This window comes from Dactylosporangium sp. CS-033363, from assembly GCF_050942475.1.
Taxonomy (GTDB): domain Bacteria; phylum Actinomycetota; class Actinomycetes; order Mycobacteriales; family Micromonosporaceae; genus Dactylosporangium.
The window spans coordinates 8,641,154-8,655,000 of record NZ_CP192032.1; the positions used below are offsets into that span (position 1 = coordinate 8,641,154).

At 70.3% G+C, this 13,847-nt stretch carries 9 protein-coding genes, 2 rRNA genes and 2 pseudogenes (1 of these 13 cut by a window edge); 2 read left to right on the forward strand and 11 right to left on the reverse strand.

The window, feature by feature from the left end:
- Window positions 1-12: 12 nt before the first annotated feature.
- Window positions 13-1,185 carry a putative cytokinetic ring protein SteA gene (steA, locus tag ACQPZ4_RS39765; protein WP_433048083.1) on the reverse strand — a complete coding sequence of 391 codons (1,173 nt, stop codon included), beginning with the start codon at window positions 1,183-1,185 and terminating at the stop codon, window positions 13-15.
- Between the two features lie 204 nt (window positions 1,186-1,389).
- Here steA and ACQPZ4_RS39770 point away from each other — a divergent pair, with 204 nt between their 5' ends.
- The gene (locus tag ACQPZ4_RS39770) at window positions 1,390-1,608 is read left to right on the forward strand and encodes a PASTA domain-containing protein (protein WP_433048086.1); all 219 of its coding nucleotides are present in this window, start codon (window positions 1,390-1,392) and stop codon (window positions 1,606-1,608) included.
- A 162-nt stretch (window positions 1,609-1,770) separates the two neighbouring features.
- Here ACQPZ4_RS39770 and ACQPZ4_RS39775 read toward each other — a convergent pair.
- The 6 genes and pseudogenes from ACQPZ4_RS39775 to ACQPZ4_RS39800 all read right to left on the reverse strand — a co-directional run.
- Window positions 1,771-2,412, reverse strand: a pseudogene (locus ACQPZ4_RS39775) (DedA family protein); the annotation flags it as partial.
- On the reverse strand, window positions 2,303-4,063 hold the full coding sequence (gene recN, locus ACQPZ4_RS39780) for a DNA repair protein RecN (RefSeq protein ID WP_433048089.1): 1,761 nt from the start codon (window positions 4,061-4,063) through the stop codon (window positions 2,303-2,305). The gene recN and the pseudogene ACQPZ4_RS39775, both read right to left, overlap by 110 nt.
- Window positions 4,064-4,190: 127 nt before the next feature.
- A complete protein-coding gene (locus ACQPZ4_RS39785; RefSeq protein WP_433048092.1) occupies window positions 4,191-5,084 on the reverse strand; it encodes an NAD kinase in 894 nt (297 codons plus the stop codon).
- 82 nt (window positions 5,085-5,166) lie between these two features.
- Complete coding sequence (locus ACQPZ4_RS39790) at window positions 5,167-5,967, reverse strand: TlyA family RNA methyltransferase (RefSeq protein ID WP_433048095.1); 801 nt, start codon at window positions 5,965-5,967, stop codon at window positions 5,167-5,169.
- Window positions 5,968-5,989: 22 nt separating this feature from the next.
- Window positions 5,990-6,196: a hypothetical protein gene (locus ACQPZ4_RS39795; RefSeq protein WP_433048098.1), complete on the reverse strand. Its 207-nt coding sequence runs from the start codon at window positions 6,194-6,196 to the stop codon at window positions 5,990-5,992.
- A complete protein-coding gene (locus ACQPZ4_RS39800) occupies window positions 6,193-6,828 on the reverse strand; it encodes a hypothetical protein (protein ID WP_433048101.1) in 636 nt (211 codons plus the stop codon). The genes ACQPZ4_RS39795 and ACQPZ4_RS39800 overlap by 4 nt, the downstream gene beginning before the upstream one ends.
- A gap of 109 nt (window positions 6,829-6,937) precedes the next feature.
- Here ACQPZ4_RS39800 and ACQPZ4_RS39805 point away from each other — a divergent pair, with 109 nt between their 5' ends.
- Complete coding sequence (locus ACQPZ4_RS39805; protein ID WP_433048104.1) at window positions 6,938-7,276, forward strand: SCP2 sterol-binding domain-containing protein; 339 nt, start codon at window positions 6,938-6,940, stop codon at window positions 7,274-7,276.
- Window positions 7,277-7,341: 65 nt separating this feature from the next.
- Here ACQPZ4_RS39805 and ACQPZ4_RS39810 read toward each other — a convergent pair whose 3' ends face one another.
- The 4 genes and pseudogenes from ACQPZ4_RS39810 to ACQPZ4_RS39825 all read right to left on the reverse strand — a co-directional run.
- Complete coding sequence (locus ACQPZ4_RS39810) at window positions 7,342-8,334, reverse strand: HAD-IIA family hydrolase (RefSeq protein ID WP_433048107.1); 993 nt, start codon at window positions 8,332-8,334, stop codon at window positions 7,342-7,344.
- Window positions 8,335-8,953: 619 nt separating this feature from the next.
- A pseudogene (locus ACQPZ4_RS39815) lies at window positions 8,954-9,527 on the reverse strand (Replicase polyprotein 1ab); the annotation flags it as partial.
- A 1,886-nt stretch (window positions 9,528-11,413) separates the two neighbouring features.
- A 5S ribosomal RNA gene (gene rrf, locus ACQPZ4_RS39820) occupies window positions 11,414-11,530 on the reverse strand.
- Between the two features lie 108 nt (window positions 11,531-11,638).
- A 23S ribosomal RNA gene (locus tag ACQPZ4_RS39825) occupies window positions 11,639-13,847 on the reverse strand; it runs 897 nt beyond the window's last position.

Genomic DNA, 13,847 nt, shown 5'->3' on the forward strand with positions numbered 1-13,847 from the left:
GTTGCGGCCCGTCTACGAGAACAGCGTGAAGATCAGGTTGTCCCACCACTCGGCGATGACGCTCAGATACGCCCGGCCGATCGTGGTCACCGCGAGCGCGGCGGCCATGGCGGCGATCGCCGAGGCGAGCAGCAGGACGAGCGAGGAGCCGGAGAGGCTCTGGCGGTACAGCCGGGAGACCCCCTTCGCGTCGACGAGCTTGCCGCCGAGCTTCAGCCTGGTCAGGAACGTCGACGCCATCCCGCCGCGGCCCTTGTCGAGGAACTCGATCAGGGTGTTGTGGGTGCCCACCGCGACCAGCAGGGAGGCGCCCTTCTCGTCGGCCAGCAGCATCGCGATGTCCTCGCTGGTCGCCGCGGCCGGGAAGGTGATCGCCTCGACCCCGAGCCGCTGGACCCGGGCCAGCCCCGGGGCGCGCCCGTCGGGATACGCGTGCACGACGATCTCGGCCCCGCAGCGCAGCACGTCGTCGCTGACCGAGTCCATGTCGCCGATGATCATGTCCGGCGTGTACCCGGCCTCGACCAGCGCGTCCGCTCCCCCGTCGACCCCGATGAGGACGGGTTTGTACTCCCGGATGTAAGGCCGCAGCACGTCGATGTCGGCCTTGTAGTCATAGCCGCGGACGACGATGAGGCAGTGCCGCCCGGCGATCTGGGTCTGCACCTCCGGCACGCCGACACCGTCGAGCAGGAGGGCGCGCTCCTGCTTGAGGTACTCCATGGTGTTGGCCGCGAACGCCTCCAGCTGCACCGACAGCCCCTCGCGGGCGTCGGCCATCGCCAGCGCGACGGTCTCGGCGTCCTGCCGCACGCCCTTGGCCACGGCCTCCTCGCCGACGAACACGGTGTCGCCCTCGATGCGCACCGCCTCGCCCTCGCGCAGCCGGTCGAACAGCTCCTCGCCCAGGTCGTCGACGAGCGGGATGCCGGCCTTGATCAAACCTTCCGGGCCCAGATTGGGGTACCGCCCCGACACCGACGGCTTCGCGTTGAGCACCGCCGCCACCCCGGAGGCGGCCAGCGAGTCGGCCGCCACCCGGTCGAGGTCCACGTGGTCGATGACCGCGATGTCCCCCGGGCGCAGCCGCCCCACCAGGCGCTTCGTCCGCCGATCGAGCCGCACGACGCCGGCGATGACACCCGGCTCGGCGGGCCGGGTGCGGCGCAAGGTTGGAAGTCGCATCTCCCCCATCCTGGCATGGACGGCCGACGAAAGCCGCGCACGACATGTCCACGACCAGGTGGTACGCCCCAATTCACGTTTCGGCGTGACGCCGGTCACCCTGGATCTCCGGCGCGCGATGTCGTCCAGCCGACACTCGGGGCGCGTATTTACGACGCTCGGACCGGCCTCACGTATGCACAAGGAGTTGTGAGGGAGCGCCCGATGGAGACCTTGTCCTCGATCCGCCTGACCCGCGTGCCCAACCTCGCCGGCAAGACCCCGGCCGAGGCCGCGGCCGCCCTACGCGCCGCCGGACTCCAGCTCGGAGTGATCCGCGAGATCGGCCCGGCCGGCCCCATGGTCGTCCTGGAGCAGTCGACCCTGGCCCAGACCGTCGCCCCGGTCGGCACCCGCGTCAACCTCCTCGTCGGCCGGCGCTGACACCCGCCTCAGGACCTCCGCCGCGACGAGCAGCAGCCCCGCCCCCGCGTACGCGGCCAGCAGCGCCTTCCACATGGTGCCGTCGAAGTAGATCCCGCAGCCGTAGCCGATGAACCCGGCCATCGCGGCCCACAGGCTCACCCCGAGCGCCGTCCAGGCCTGAAACCGCCCCGCCGGATACCCGACCACCCCGGCGGCCAGGGCGGAGGCGGACCGCCCACCGGGCAGGTACCGGGCGAACACCAGCACCTGTCCCCCACGCGAGTCGAGCGTCCGCCGCGCCCAGTGGTACGCGGCCAGCCCGCGCGACTTGCCCTGCAACCGGCGCAGCACCCCGGGCCCGGCCCGCACCCCGATCCGGTACGACAGCACGTCCCCGACGAACGCCCCGGCCGCCGCGGCAAAGATCACCAGTCCGATATGGGGATGCCCGGTCGTCCCGGACACGACGGAGACCGTGATCAGCGTGGACTCACTGGGCGACAGCGGCACGATGGCATCGAGCCCCGCCACCACGAACACCACGAGCAAAACCCACGCCACCGCCCAAACGTAGAGCGACGACTCAAACGCAAGGCGTCTGCGATTTGTCTTTTGTGCGCGCCGGTCAGGCGGGCCGACGACGCGCAACCCCTTCCGAAACCGCGCGCCAAGGGCAGACCCCTGCCCCCGGCCCCCGGCCCTGAGAAAAGGATCAGGCCTGCGCCTTCTCCCGATCCGCCACCGACAGCAACTCCTCGGCGTGCGCGATGCCCAGGTCGGAGTTCGGCAGGCCGGCCAGCATCCGTGCCAGTTCGCGAGCACGATCCGTGTGCTCCACCACGGTGACCCCACTCGTGGTCACCGCGCCGCCGGTGTCCTTCGCCACGACCAGATGCCGATCCGCGAAGGCCGCCACCTGCGGAAGGTGCGTGACTACCAGGACCTGGTGATCCCTGGCGAGCCGGGCCAGGCGCTTGCCGATCTCGACCGCGGCCGTGCCACCCACACCGGAGTCGACCTCGTCGAACACCAGCGTCGGCGGGCCACCGACCCCGGCGAACACGACCTCGATCGCGAGCATGACCCGGGACAGCTCACCGCCCGACGCGCCCTTCTGCAGGGGCTGCGAGGGCGCCCCGGGGTGCGGCAGCAGCCGCAGCTCGATGTCGTCCGCCCCGTCCGGCCCGACCCCGCTGTCCGTCCCCGACGCCGTCGGGATGCTCGGCCCGTTGCCGGCCGGCTTCGGCTGCACCACGACCTCGATCCGCGCGTGCGGCATCGCCAGCCCGGCCAGCTCCACGGTCACGTCGGCGGCGAACCGGCCCGCGGCCTCGTGCCGGGCCGCGGACAGCACCGCCGCCAGCTCCGCGACCTCGCCGTGCAGGCGCTGCCGCTCCCGGTCCAGCTCCTCGAGCAGCTCGTCGGAGGTGTCCAGCTCGGCCAGCCGGGTCCGGGCGTGATCGGCCCAGGCCACGACGCCGTCGACGTCCTCCGCGTACTTCCGGGTCAGCGCCCGCAGCGCCGCCCGCCGCTCGTAGACCTCCTCCAGGCGGCCCGGGTCGGCGTCGAGCGACGCCAGGTAGGTGCCGAGCTCGACGGAGACGTCCCCGGCCAGCGTGGCGACCTCGTCGAGGCGGGCCGCGAGCTCGCCCAGCACCCGGTCGACGCCGGACTGCGCCTCCAGGGTGCGCCGGGCGGTCGCGATGAGGCTCAGCACGTCGGCCACGTCGTCGCCGCCGTCGCCGGTGCCGGACATCGCCACGTGCGCCAGCTGCGCGGCCGAGCGCAGGCCCTCGACGTGCTCCAGCCGCTGCGCCTCCTCGCGCAGCAGCTCGTCCTCGCCGGGCTGCGGATCGACGCGGGTGATCTCGTCCAGGCCGAGCTTGAGCAGCTCCGCCTCCTGGCTGCGCTGGCGCGCGTTGGCCCGCCGGTCGGCCAGGTCGTCCTCCACGGCCCGCCAGCGGTTGTACAGCTCGGCGAACTGCCCCAGCAGCTTCTCGTGCTCGGCCCCGGCGTAGCGGTCCAGCGAGCCCCGCTGCTCGGCCGGGCGCAGCAGCCGCAGCTGGTCGGACTGCCCGTGCAGCGCGAACACCCGCTCGCCGACCTCGCCCAGCAGCGACACCGGCACCGTCCGCCCGCCCACGTGGGCCCGCGAGCGCCCCTCGGCGGTCAGCGTGCGGCTCATGAGCAGCGTGCCGTCGTCGTCGACCTCGGCGCCCGCGTCGGCGATGCGGCTCTCCACCGCCGCCCGCACGTGCGCGGGCAGCGTCAACCGGCCGTCGACGGTGGCCCGGCCCGGGTCGGCGCGCACCCGCCCCGCGTCGGCGCGGCCACCGAACAGCAGGTTGAGGCTCGTCACGACCATGGTCTTGCCCGCGCCGGTCTCGCCCGTGATGACCGTGAGGCCCGGGCCGAGGGGCAGGGTGGCGTCTTCGATCACGCCGAGTCCGGTAATGCGGAGTTCCTCCAGCACGGAAGGAAGACTAGCCGCGGTCTACGACAGTTCTCCACTCAGCAGGGCCGTCAGCCGTGCCGTTTGTTGCGCCCGGCTTCGTTCGGTGAACGCTCGGACACGCAGACGGCCCGGCCACCGAGCGCCGTCAGCCGTGCCGTTTGTTGTGTCTCCACCCCTGGACCGGCAGGCCGAACTTGGCCACGAGACGGTCGGTGAACGGGCGTTCACGCAGGCGAACCACCCGGACGGGGAGGGCGCCGCGGCGCACCGTCACCGTGGAGCCGGGAGCGAGATCCATCACTCGCCGCCCGTCGCACGACAGCAGCGCGAAGCTCGTGAACGGCTCGACGTTGACCGTGATCGTCGAGTCGGGCGAGATGACCAGCGGCCGGCTGAACAGCGCGTGGGCCGAGATCGGCACCAGCAGCAGCGCCTCCAGCTCCGGCCACACCACCGGCCCGCCCGCCGAGAACGCATACGCCGTCGAACCCGTCGGGGTCGCGCAGACCACGCCGTCGCAGCCGTACCGCGACAACGGCCGCCCGTCCACCTCGACGAGCAGCTCCAGCATCTTCTCCCGGGCGCCCTTCTCGACCGTGACCTCGTTCAGCGCCCACGAGCTGCCGACCGGCCGCCCCGCGTGCTCGGCGAACACGTCGATGGTGAGCCGCTCGTCGACCGTGTACGTGCCCTCGACGATCTCCCGCACGGCCTTGTCCACGTCGCCGATCTCGGCCTCGGCCAGGAAGCCGACCTTGCCGAGGTTGATCCCCAGCAGCGGCGCCTTGGCCGGCCGGGCCAGCTCGGCCGCGCGCAGCAGGGTGCCGTCGCCGCCGAGCGCGAAGACGATCTCGACGCCCTGCGCCGCCTCCTCGCCGGTGACCGGCACGGCCCGCGGGATCGCGAGCTCGCGGGCCTCGTCGGCGAGGACGCGTACCGTGAATCCGTTGTCGAGCAGATCCGCCGCCACCGTGCGGGCATGGTCGTTGTTGCTGGCCTTGCCCGTGTGCGTGACCAGCAGAGCCTCGCGAGCGCTCACGCCGTCACCTCCGCAGGCTCCGGCAACGGCGCGAGGGAGCTGAGTCCATGGTTCGCGGCTCCTCCACTTCGTTCCAGACCGCTCACGCCGAAACCTTTCCCTCGACGATCTGCCGCACGACATCCCCGTCGACCGGTGGGGCGTCGCGGCGCAGCCACAGGAAGAATTCCACGTTGCCCTGCGGCCCCGGCAGCGGGCTCCGCGCGACGCCGGCCACCCCGAGCCCGAGCCCCGCGGCGGCGGCCGCCACGTCGAGCACCGCCGCCGTGCGCAGCTCCGGCTCGCGGACCACCCCGCGGTCGCCGAGCGCCTCCCGGCCCACCTCGAACTGCGGCTTGACCATCGGCACCAGGTCGCCGTCGGGCGCGGTGCAGGCGGCGAGCGCCGGCAGTACAAGACGAAGCGAGATGAACGACAGATCGGCCACGGTCAGCTCGCACACCCCGCCGATCTGCTCCGGCGTCAGGGTGCGCACATTGGTCCGCTCGATGACGGTCACGCGGTCGTCGGTGCGCAAGGACCAGGCGATCTGTCCGTACCCGACGTCGACCGCCGCCACCGCCGCCGCACCCCGGCGCAGGAGGACGTCCGTGAACCCGCCGGTCGAGGCGCCCGCGTCGAGGCAGCGGCGGCCCTCCACCGGCAGCGCGGCGAACGTGTCCAGCGCGCCGGCGAGCTTGTGCCCGCCCCGCGAGACGTAGTCGTCCTCCGCCGTCTCCAGCACCCGCACCGGGTCCGCCGGGTCGATCTGGGCCGCGGCCTTGCCCGCGGGTGTCCCCCGCACCTCCACGCGGCCCGCGGCGATCAGCGCCGCCGCCTGCTCGCGGGAGCGGGCCAGCCCCCGACGCACGAGCTCCGCGTCGAGTCGGTTCCGGCGCGCCATCTGCCAGCAGCTCCTAGAATGCTCAGCGTTCCTCGATCGTGCCCAGCGTCTCCTGCAGCGTGCGGTGGGCCTCGGTGTACACCGAAACCTGCTGCCGCAACGGAAGCGACGCTACCTCGCCCAACGCGGCAACGGCGGCCTCGACCCGGCCGAGCACCCCGGACCCGGGCGGCCCGGGCATCGGTCCGGGCACCGGCGCGGGGCCCGGACCTGGGATCGGGGCCGTCACTGGGCGGTCTTCCGCGGCGCGCGAGTGGTCTTCTTCACGGGCAACTTGTCTGACGCAGGCCCGACCTCAGAGGCGGCGGCGACGGTCTCGATGGCCTTCTTCGCCACGGCCTTCTTGGCCGGTGTGTTCGCCTTGGCCGGCGGCGCGGTCGTCGTCTTCGCGGGCGCGGCCTTGGTCGCCGGGGCCGCCTTGACCGGGGCCACCGCCTTCTTCGCGACCGCCTTCTTCGCGACGACCCTGGCCGGAGCCGCGGCCGGAACCGGGTTCTCCTCGATCACCTCGGCACCGACGGGCGGCGCGGGCTCGTGCACCGGCGCCAGCGCGTTGACCGTCGCCTCCTTGAGCTGCGCCTCGAGCTCGTGCACCCGCGTGGTGAGCGCCGAAACCTCGTCCGCGGTGGCCAGACCGACGGCCCCGAGGGCGCGATCCAGCTCGTACCGCACCAGCTTCGTCAGCGCCTCACGGTTCGCCGAGCCGGCCTTGAGCAGGTCCTCGGCCATCGCCTGCAGCTGCTCCGCCGTCGCGCCGCTCTTGCCGACCAGGCGCCGGACCGTCTTGGTCGCCTTCTTCGTGGTGGCCTCGGTCATGCCGTAGGCGAGCTCCAGGTACGCCCGCCATGCTTCCTGCGCCATATTGCGTCTCTCCTCCAAGTGGTGTACGCCATCACGCTACCGGGCGTGCCGCGACGCCGTACGGTACCGTCACATTCCACGGAACCGAGACGGTTTGGGGTTTTCGCGCATGGCAACGGTTGAGGAATGTCGCGCCGCGCTGGAAAAGCTGGCGGTGCGACTGGGGTCGAACGCGGCCGAGGCCCGGGAGAAGCTGGACTTCGACCGTACCCTCGCCTGCCGCATCACCGACCTGAACGTCGCCTTCCACGGCCGCCTCCAGGCCGGCCAGATCACCGGCCTCACCGAGGGCGACGACCCGCGCGCGAAGATCAAGCTGACCTCGTCCAGCGACGACCTCGTCAGCCTGGTCAACGGCCAGCTCAACGTCATGCAGGCCTGGACCAGCGGCCGCATCAAAATCGACGCCGGCATGCTCGACCTGCTGAAGCTCCGCAAACTGCTGTAGCTCAGCTTCAGCTTTAGCTCAGCCTCAGCCACTTCAGCTTTAGTTCAGCTTCGGCCACGTCAGCTTTAGTTCAGCTTCAGCCACTTCAGCGCGGCCTGGGCCGACTCGCCCGCGCCGGTGATCGGCCGGACCTCGCCCGCGGCCCACGCGACCTGGCACAGCGCCAGCAACGCGTCCACCGGCCGTCCGTCGCCGGCGAGTTCCCACCCGCCGTCACGGTCCTGCACCTGCCATTGCTGCTGCGTCGGTACCGTCTGTGCCGCCTCGAAAAGCCCGCCCAGATCCTCGGCCACGAACGTGGGCCGCCGCTCCACCGGCGCCGCGAGCAGCTCGGCCGCGTCGGAGACGCCGGTCAGCACGAGCAGGCTGTCCATCCCGGCCCGGTACGCGCCCTCGATGTCCGTGTCCAGCCGGTCCCCGACCACGAGCGCCCGCTGGGCCCCGCGCTCCCGGGCCGCCTCCACGAACAGCGCCGGGTCCGGCTTGCCCACGATGGTGTCCGGCTGCCGCCCCAGCGCCGTGGCCATGGCCACGACCAGCGAGCCGTTGCCGGGCAGCGGACCCCGCGGCGACGGCAGCGTCTTGTCGGCGTTGGTCGCGATCCAGGCCGCCCCGCCGCGGATCGCCACGGCGGCGTCGCCGAGATCGCGCATGCGGACGTCCGGACCGTACCCCTGGACGACCACCTTCGCCTGCTCGGCCTCCTCGACCGGGGTCAGCCCCGCGGCCACGACCTCCTCGCGCAGGGCCGGCGCGCCCAGAATGAGCACCGGGGTGCCGGCCGGGAACCGCTCCGCCATCAGCAGCGCGGTCGCGTGGGCCGACGTCACCACCTCGCGCGTCTCGGCCGGGATGCCGATCCGGGTCAGCAGGGCGGCGACGTCGCCGGGGAGCCGGGAGGCGTTGTTCGTCGCGTACGCGCTGGGGATGCCCCGCTCGCGCAGCTTCGCACACGCCTCCGCGGCTCCGGGGATGACCTGGTCGACGAGGTACAGCACCCCGTCGAGATCGAAGATCACAAGGTCGTAGTGCCCGACCAGGTCATCCTTGTCGCTCACGCCCGGCCCTTCCCGTCCCGCGCGTCGTCGTCGCGCTCCGCGGTGTCGTCGTCGGCCTTGTCGCCCTGGTCGTTTTTGTCGCCCTGGTCGTCCTGGTCCCCGTGGTCGCCGTCGGTCTCGTCGTCCTTGGCGTCGACGTCGTCCTCGGTGTCGTCCTTGTCGCCCGGCTCGGCGTCGCGGTCGTCATCCTGGTCGCCGTCGTGGTCCCCGTCGACCTCGTCGTCGTCCGCGTCGGCTACGCCGTCTTCGTCCTCGTCGTCTTCTTCGTCGTCTTCTTCGTCGTCGCCGAGGTCGTCGTCATCGTCGTAGTCGTCTTCGTCGTCGTAGTCGTCCGGGTCTTCGTCGTCGTCCTCGTCGTCCTCGTCGTCTTCTTCGTCGTCGAGGTCGTCCTCATCCTCGTCGTCGTAGTCGTCGTCGCGGTCGTCGTCCTCGTCGTCGTCCCGGTCGTCCTCGTCGTCGTCCTCGTCGCGGTCGTCTTCGTCGTCGTCGCGGTCGTCGACGTCCTCGTCGTCGTCGCGGTCGTCGACGTCGTCGTCCTCGTCGTCGTCCTCGTCGTCGTCGAAGTCGGCGTCCGCGTCGCCGCTGACGTCCTCGTCCTCGTCGTCCTCGGTGTCGCCGTCGAGCGTGATGCCGTCGAGCTCGAGGAGCCGCTCGGCCGCGTCGGTACGCAGGTCCTCGTCGAGGTCCGCGGCCCGCGCGAACCACTCGCGGGCCTCCTCGCGCCGGCCGGCCCGCAGCAGCGCATCGGCGTACGCGTACCGCAGCCGGGCCGCCCACGGCGCGTCCGGCGCCGACGTCAGCTCGCGCACCTGCAGCATCGCCACGGCGGCATCGGTCTGCCCCAGGTCACCCCGGGCCCCGGCCGCCACGATGAGCAGCTCCACGATCTCCTCGGCCGAGAGCCGCTCCCGGTCCGCGGTACGGAACAGGTCGATCGCCTTCTCCGGCCGCTCGAGCGCGCGCTCGCAGTCCGCGATCACCGCAATGTGGGTCTGCTTGCCCGTCATCCGGTGGTACGTCCGCAGCTCACCCAGCGCCGTCTGCCACTCCCCGGCGTGGTACGCCGCAAGCCCCGCCGCCTCCCGCACGACCGCGATCCGCGACGCCTTGCGCCGGGCCACGAGCGCGTGCGCGAGCGCCAGCTCCGGGTCGTCGTCGATCAGCTGCCCGGCCGCCACCAGCCGCCGCGCCACCTCCTCGGCAACGGGCCGCGCGAGCGAGCTCAGCTCGGAGCGCACCTCGCGGTCCAGCTCCGACGGGTCGATGTCGTCGGCGAGCACCGGGTCGGCGACGCGGCTGACGGTCTCCTCGCCGGCCTCCTCGCTGCTGACGAAGCCCGGGTCACTGGTCCGCGGCCGGTACCCGCCCGCGTCGTCCCGCCGCAGCCCCTCGGGCCGCTGGAACCCGGCACCACGGCCGCCACTGTCGCGATCGCGGAACCCGCCCCCGGGCCGATCCCCGCGATCCCGATCCCGGAACCCACCACCGGGCCGGTCCCCACGGTCGCGGTACCCGCCACCACTGGGCCGGTCGCCCCGGTCCCGGTCACGGAACCCGCCACCGGACGGACGGTCACCCCGATCGCGGAACCCGCCACCGGACGGACGATCGCCCCGGTCACGGAACCCGCCGCCGGACGGCCGATCCCCACGATCGCGGAACCCGCCACCGGACGGACGGTCGCCCCGGTCACGGGATCCGCCGCCGGAACGGTCGTCGCGGTCGCGGAAGCCTCCGCCGGACGGACGATCCCCACGGTCGCGGTATCCGCCGCCGCTGGGCCGGTCGCCTCGGTCACGGTCACGGAACCCGCCGCCGGAAGGACGGTCGCCCCGATCGCGGAAGCCACCACTCGAACGGTCGTCACGGTCCCGGAAGCCACCGCCGGACGGACGGTCCCCACGGTCGCGGTACCCGCCACCACTGGGCCGGTCCCCACGGTCCCGGAAGCCACCACCGGACGGCCGGTCACCGCGATCGCGGAAGCCACCGCCGCTGGGCCGGTCGCCCCGATCGCGGAACCCACCACCGGTCGGACGGTCCCCACGGTCGCCACCACCGGACGGCCGGTCCCCACGGTCGCGGAACCCACCACCACTGGGCCGATCCCCACGGTCACGATCACGGAACCCACCGCCGGCAGGACGGTCGCCCCGGTCCCGGAACCCGCCACCACTCGGCCGGTCTCCCCGGTCACGGAAGCCACCACCGCTGGGCCGATCCCCACGGTCCCGATCGCCGTACGGCCGGTCCCCACGCGGAGCCCCGCCATCGCGATCCCGGAACCCACCACTGGGCCGGTCCCCACGGTCACGGAAGCCACCACCACTGGGCCGGTCGCCGGCGTTCCGGTCACGGAAGCCACCACCGGAGGGACGGTCGCCCCGATCGCGGAAGCCACCACCACTCGGACGGTCCCCACGGTCGCGGAACCCACCGCCGGACGGACGGTCACCCCGGTCCGGCCGATCCCCACGCGGAGCGCCACCATCCCGGTCCCGATACGGCCGGTCGCCCCGAGGCGCCCCACCACCGTCACGGTCCCGGAAGCCACCCTCACGCCGCTGGAACCCGCCACCGTCCCGATCGCGGATCGGCCGATCCCCACGCGGAGCTCCGCCCCCATCGCGATCCCGGTACGGCCGATCCCCACGCGGAGCGCCGCCGCCGTCACGGTCGCGGAACGGCCGGTCGCCGCGCGGCGGACCACCATCCCGATCGCGGTACGGCCGGTCCCCACGGGGAGCGCCACCATCGCGATCGCGGAAAGGCCGGTCACCCCGCGAACCACCATCGCGGTCGCGGAAGCCGGAGGGGCGGTCACCGTCACGCCCACCGCGGAAGCCACCGCCGGCCCGATCGTCGCGGGAGTTGCCCCGCGGCCGGTCACCGCCGCGGTTCCCGTCCCGGGGTCCCGAGCGGGAGTCGTCTCGTCGCGGCCGCCGCGGGCCGCCGTCCTGGCCGTCGCCGTCGCCTGGCATAGTCACGACTTCATCCTTCCCGACCGGGGTACGCCGTATGCGCTCGACCCGGTAAACGACTCAAGGGCCGCCCATGGGGCGGCCCTTGATCGAAGATTGTCCGGCGGCGTCCTACTCTCCCACACTCTCTCGGGTGCAGTACCATCGGCGCTGGAGGGCTTAGCTTCCGGGTTCGGAATGGGACCGGGCGTTTCCCCTCCGCTATGGCCGCCGTAACACTATGAACCTGTCAACCCCGCACACCCTGAACCCGGTCAGGGGTGCGTTCTGGTATTGGTTCAGAATCACACAGTGGATGCAAGCAAGCTTCAAAGCCTGAATTGTAGGTCAAGTCCTCGGCCTATTAGTACCGGTCAGCTCAAACCTGTTACCAGGCTTCCACTTCCGGCCTATCAACCCAGTGGTCTCGCTGGGGGCCTTAACCCTCAAGGGGTGGGATACCTCATCTCGAAGCGAGCTTCCCGCTTAGATGCTTTCAGCGGTTATCCCTTCCGAACGTAGCCAACCAGCCGTGCTCTTGGCAGAACAACTGGCACACCAGAGGTTCGTCCGTCCCGGTCCTCTCGTACTAGGGACAGCCCTTCTCAAGTATCCTACGCGCGCGGCGGATAGGGACCGAACTGTCTCACGACGTTCTAAACCCAGCTCGCGTACCGCTTTAATGGGCGAACAGCCCAACCCTTGGGACCTACTCCAGCCCCAGGATGCGACGAGCCGACATCGAGGTGCCAAACCATCCCGTCGATATGGACTCTTGGGGAAGATCAGCCTGTTATCCCCGGGGTACCTTTTATCCGTTGAGCGACACCGCTTCCACCTGCCAGTGCCGGATCACTAGTCCCGACTTTCGTCCCTGCTCGACCTGTCAGTCTCACAGTCAAGCCCCCTTGTGCACTTGCACTCAACACCTGATTGCCAACCAGGCTGAGGGAACCTTTGGGCGCCTCCGTTACATTTTAGGAGGCAACCGCCCCAGTTAAACTACCCACCAGACACTGTCCCTGAACCGGCTCACGGCCCAAGGTTAGATACCCAAATCCAACAGAGTGGTATTTCAAGCTTGCCTCCACGACCACTGGCGTGACCGCTTCACCGGCTCCCACCTATCCTACACAATCGAATTCGAGTACCAATGTCAAGCTATAGTGAAGGTCCCGGGGTCTTTCCGTCCTGCCGCGCGTAACGAGCATCTTTACTCGTAGTGCAATTTCGCCGGGCCTGTGGTTGAGACAGTGGGGAAGTCGTTACGCCATTCGTGCAGGTCGGAACTTACCCGACAAGGAATTTCGCTACCTTAGGATGGTTATAGTTACCACCGCCGTTTACTGGCGCTTAAGTTCTCCGCTTCGCCCCGAAGGACTAACAGGTCCCCTTAACGTTCCAGCACCGGGCAGGCGTCAGTCCATATACGTCGTCTTACGACTTAGCATGGACCTGTGTTTTTAGTAAACAGTCGCTTCCCCCTGGTCTCTGCGGCCACCAACCGCTCCACCAGCACGTGGTCTCACCATCGGTGGCCCCCCTTCTCCCGAAGTTACGGGGGCAATTTGCCGAGTTCCTTAACCACAGTTCGCCCGATCGCCTCGGTATTCTCTACCTGACCACCTGTGTCGGTTTGGGGTACGGGCCGCTCGAAACTCGCTAGAGGCTTTTCTCGGCAGCATGGGATCACTGACTTCACCTGAACGGCTCCGCTTCACGTCTCACCCCTATGTGCTGCGGATTTGCCTACAGCACGGGCTACACGCTTGCCCCGGCACAACCACCGGCCGGGTCCAGCTACCCTCCTGCGTCACCCCATCGCTTGCCTACTACCACCCGAGTTCCCAAACGCCGGCCATCCCCCCGAAAGGTTCAGACCATTGTGAGGTTAGTACAAGCAGGTTCAGCATGGACGCTTCTACGCGGGTACGGGAATATCAACCCGTTGTCCATCGACTACGCCTCTCGGCCTCGCCTTAGGCCCCGACTCACCCAGGGCGGATTAGCCTGGCCCTGGAACCCTTGGTCATCCGGCGGCAGGGTTTCTCACCCTGCTTTCGCTACTCATGCCTGCATTCTCACTCGCGTCACCTCCACGGCTGGATCACTCCGCCGCTTCACCGGTGACACGACGCTCCCCTACCCATCCACGCACCTGGACCACGAAGGCCTGGTACACACGTGAATGCCACAGCTTCGGCGGTGTGCTTGAGCCCCGCTACATTGTCGGCGCGGAACCACTTGACCAGTGAGCTATTACGCACTCTTTCAAGGGTGGCTGCTTCTAAGCCAACCTCCTGGTTGTCTATGCGACCCCACATCCTTTACCACTTAGCACACGCTTAGGGGCCTTAGCTGGTGATCTGGGCTGTTTCCCTCTCGACTACGAAGCTTATCCCCCGCAGTCTCACTGCCACGCTCTCACTTACCGGCATTCGGAGTTTGGTTGACTTCAGTAAGCTTGTAGGCCCCCTAGGCCATCCAGTGCTCTACCTCCGGCAAGAAACACGTGACGCTGCACCTAAATGCATTTCGGGGAGAACCAGCTAT

Coding starts and splice junctions, on each gene's coding strand:
- ACQPZ4_RS39770 (WP_433048086.1), top strand. CDS start 1,390: ATGGAGACCTTGTCCTCGATCCGCCTGACCCGCGTGCCCAACCTCGCC.
- ACQPZ4_RS39805 (WP_433048104.1), top strand. CDS start 6,938: ATGGCAACGGTTGAGGAATGTCGCGCCGCGCTGGAAAAGCTGGCGGTG.
- ACQPZ4_RS39790 (WP_433048095.1), bottom strand. CDS start 5,967: ATGGCGCGCCGGAACCGACTCGACGCGGAGCTCGTGCGTCGGGGGCTG.
- ACQPZ4_RS39800 (WP_433048101.1), bottom strand. CDS start 6,828: ATGGCGCAGGAAGCATGGCGGGCGTACCTGGAGCTCGCCTACGGCATG.
- steA (WP_433048083.1), bottom strand. CDS start 1,185: ATGCGACTTCCAACCTTGCGCCGCACCCGGCCCGCCGAGCCGGGTGTC.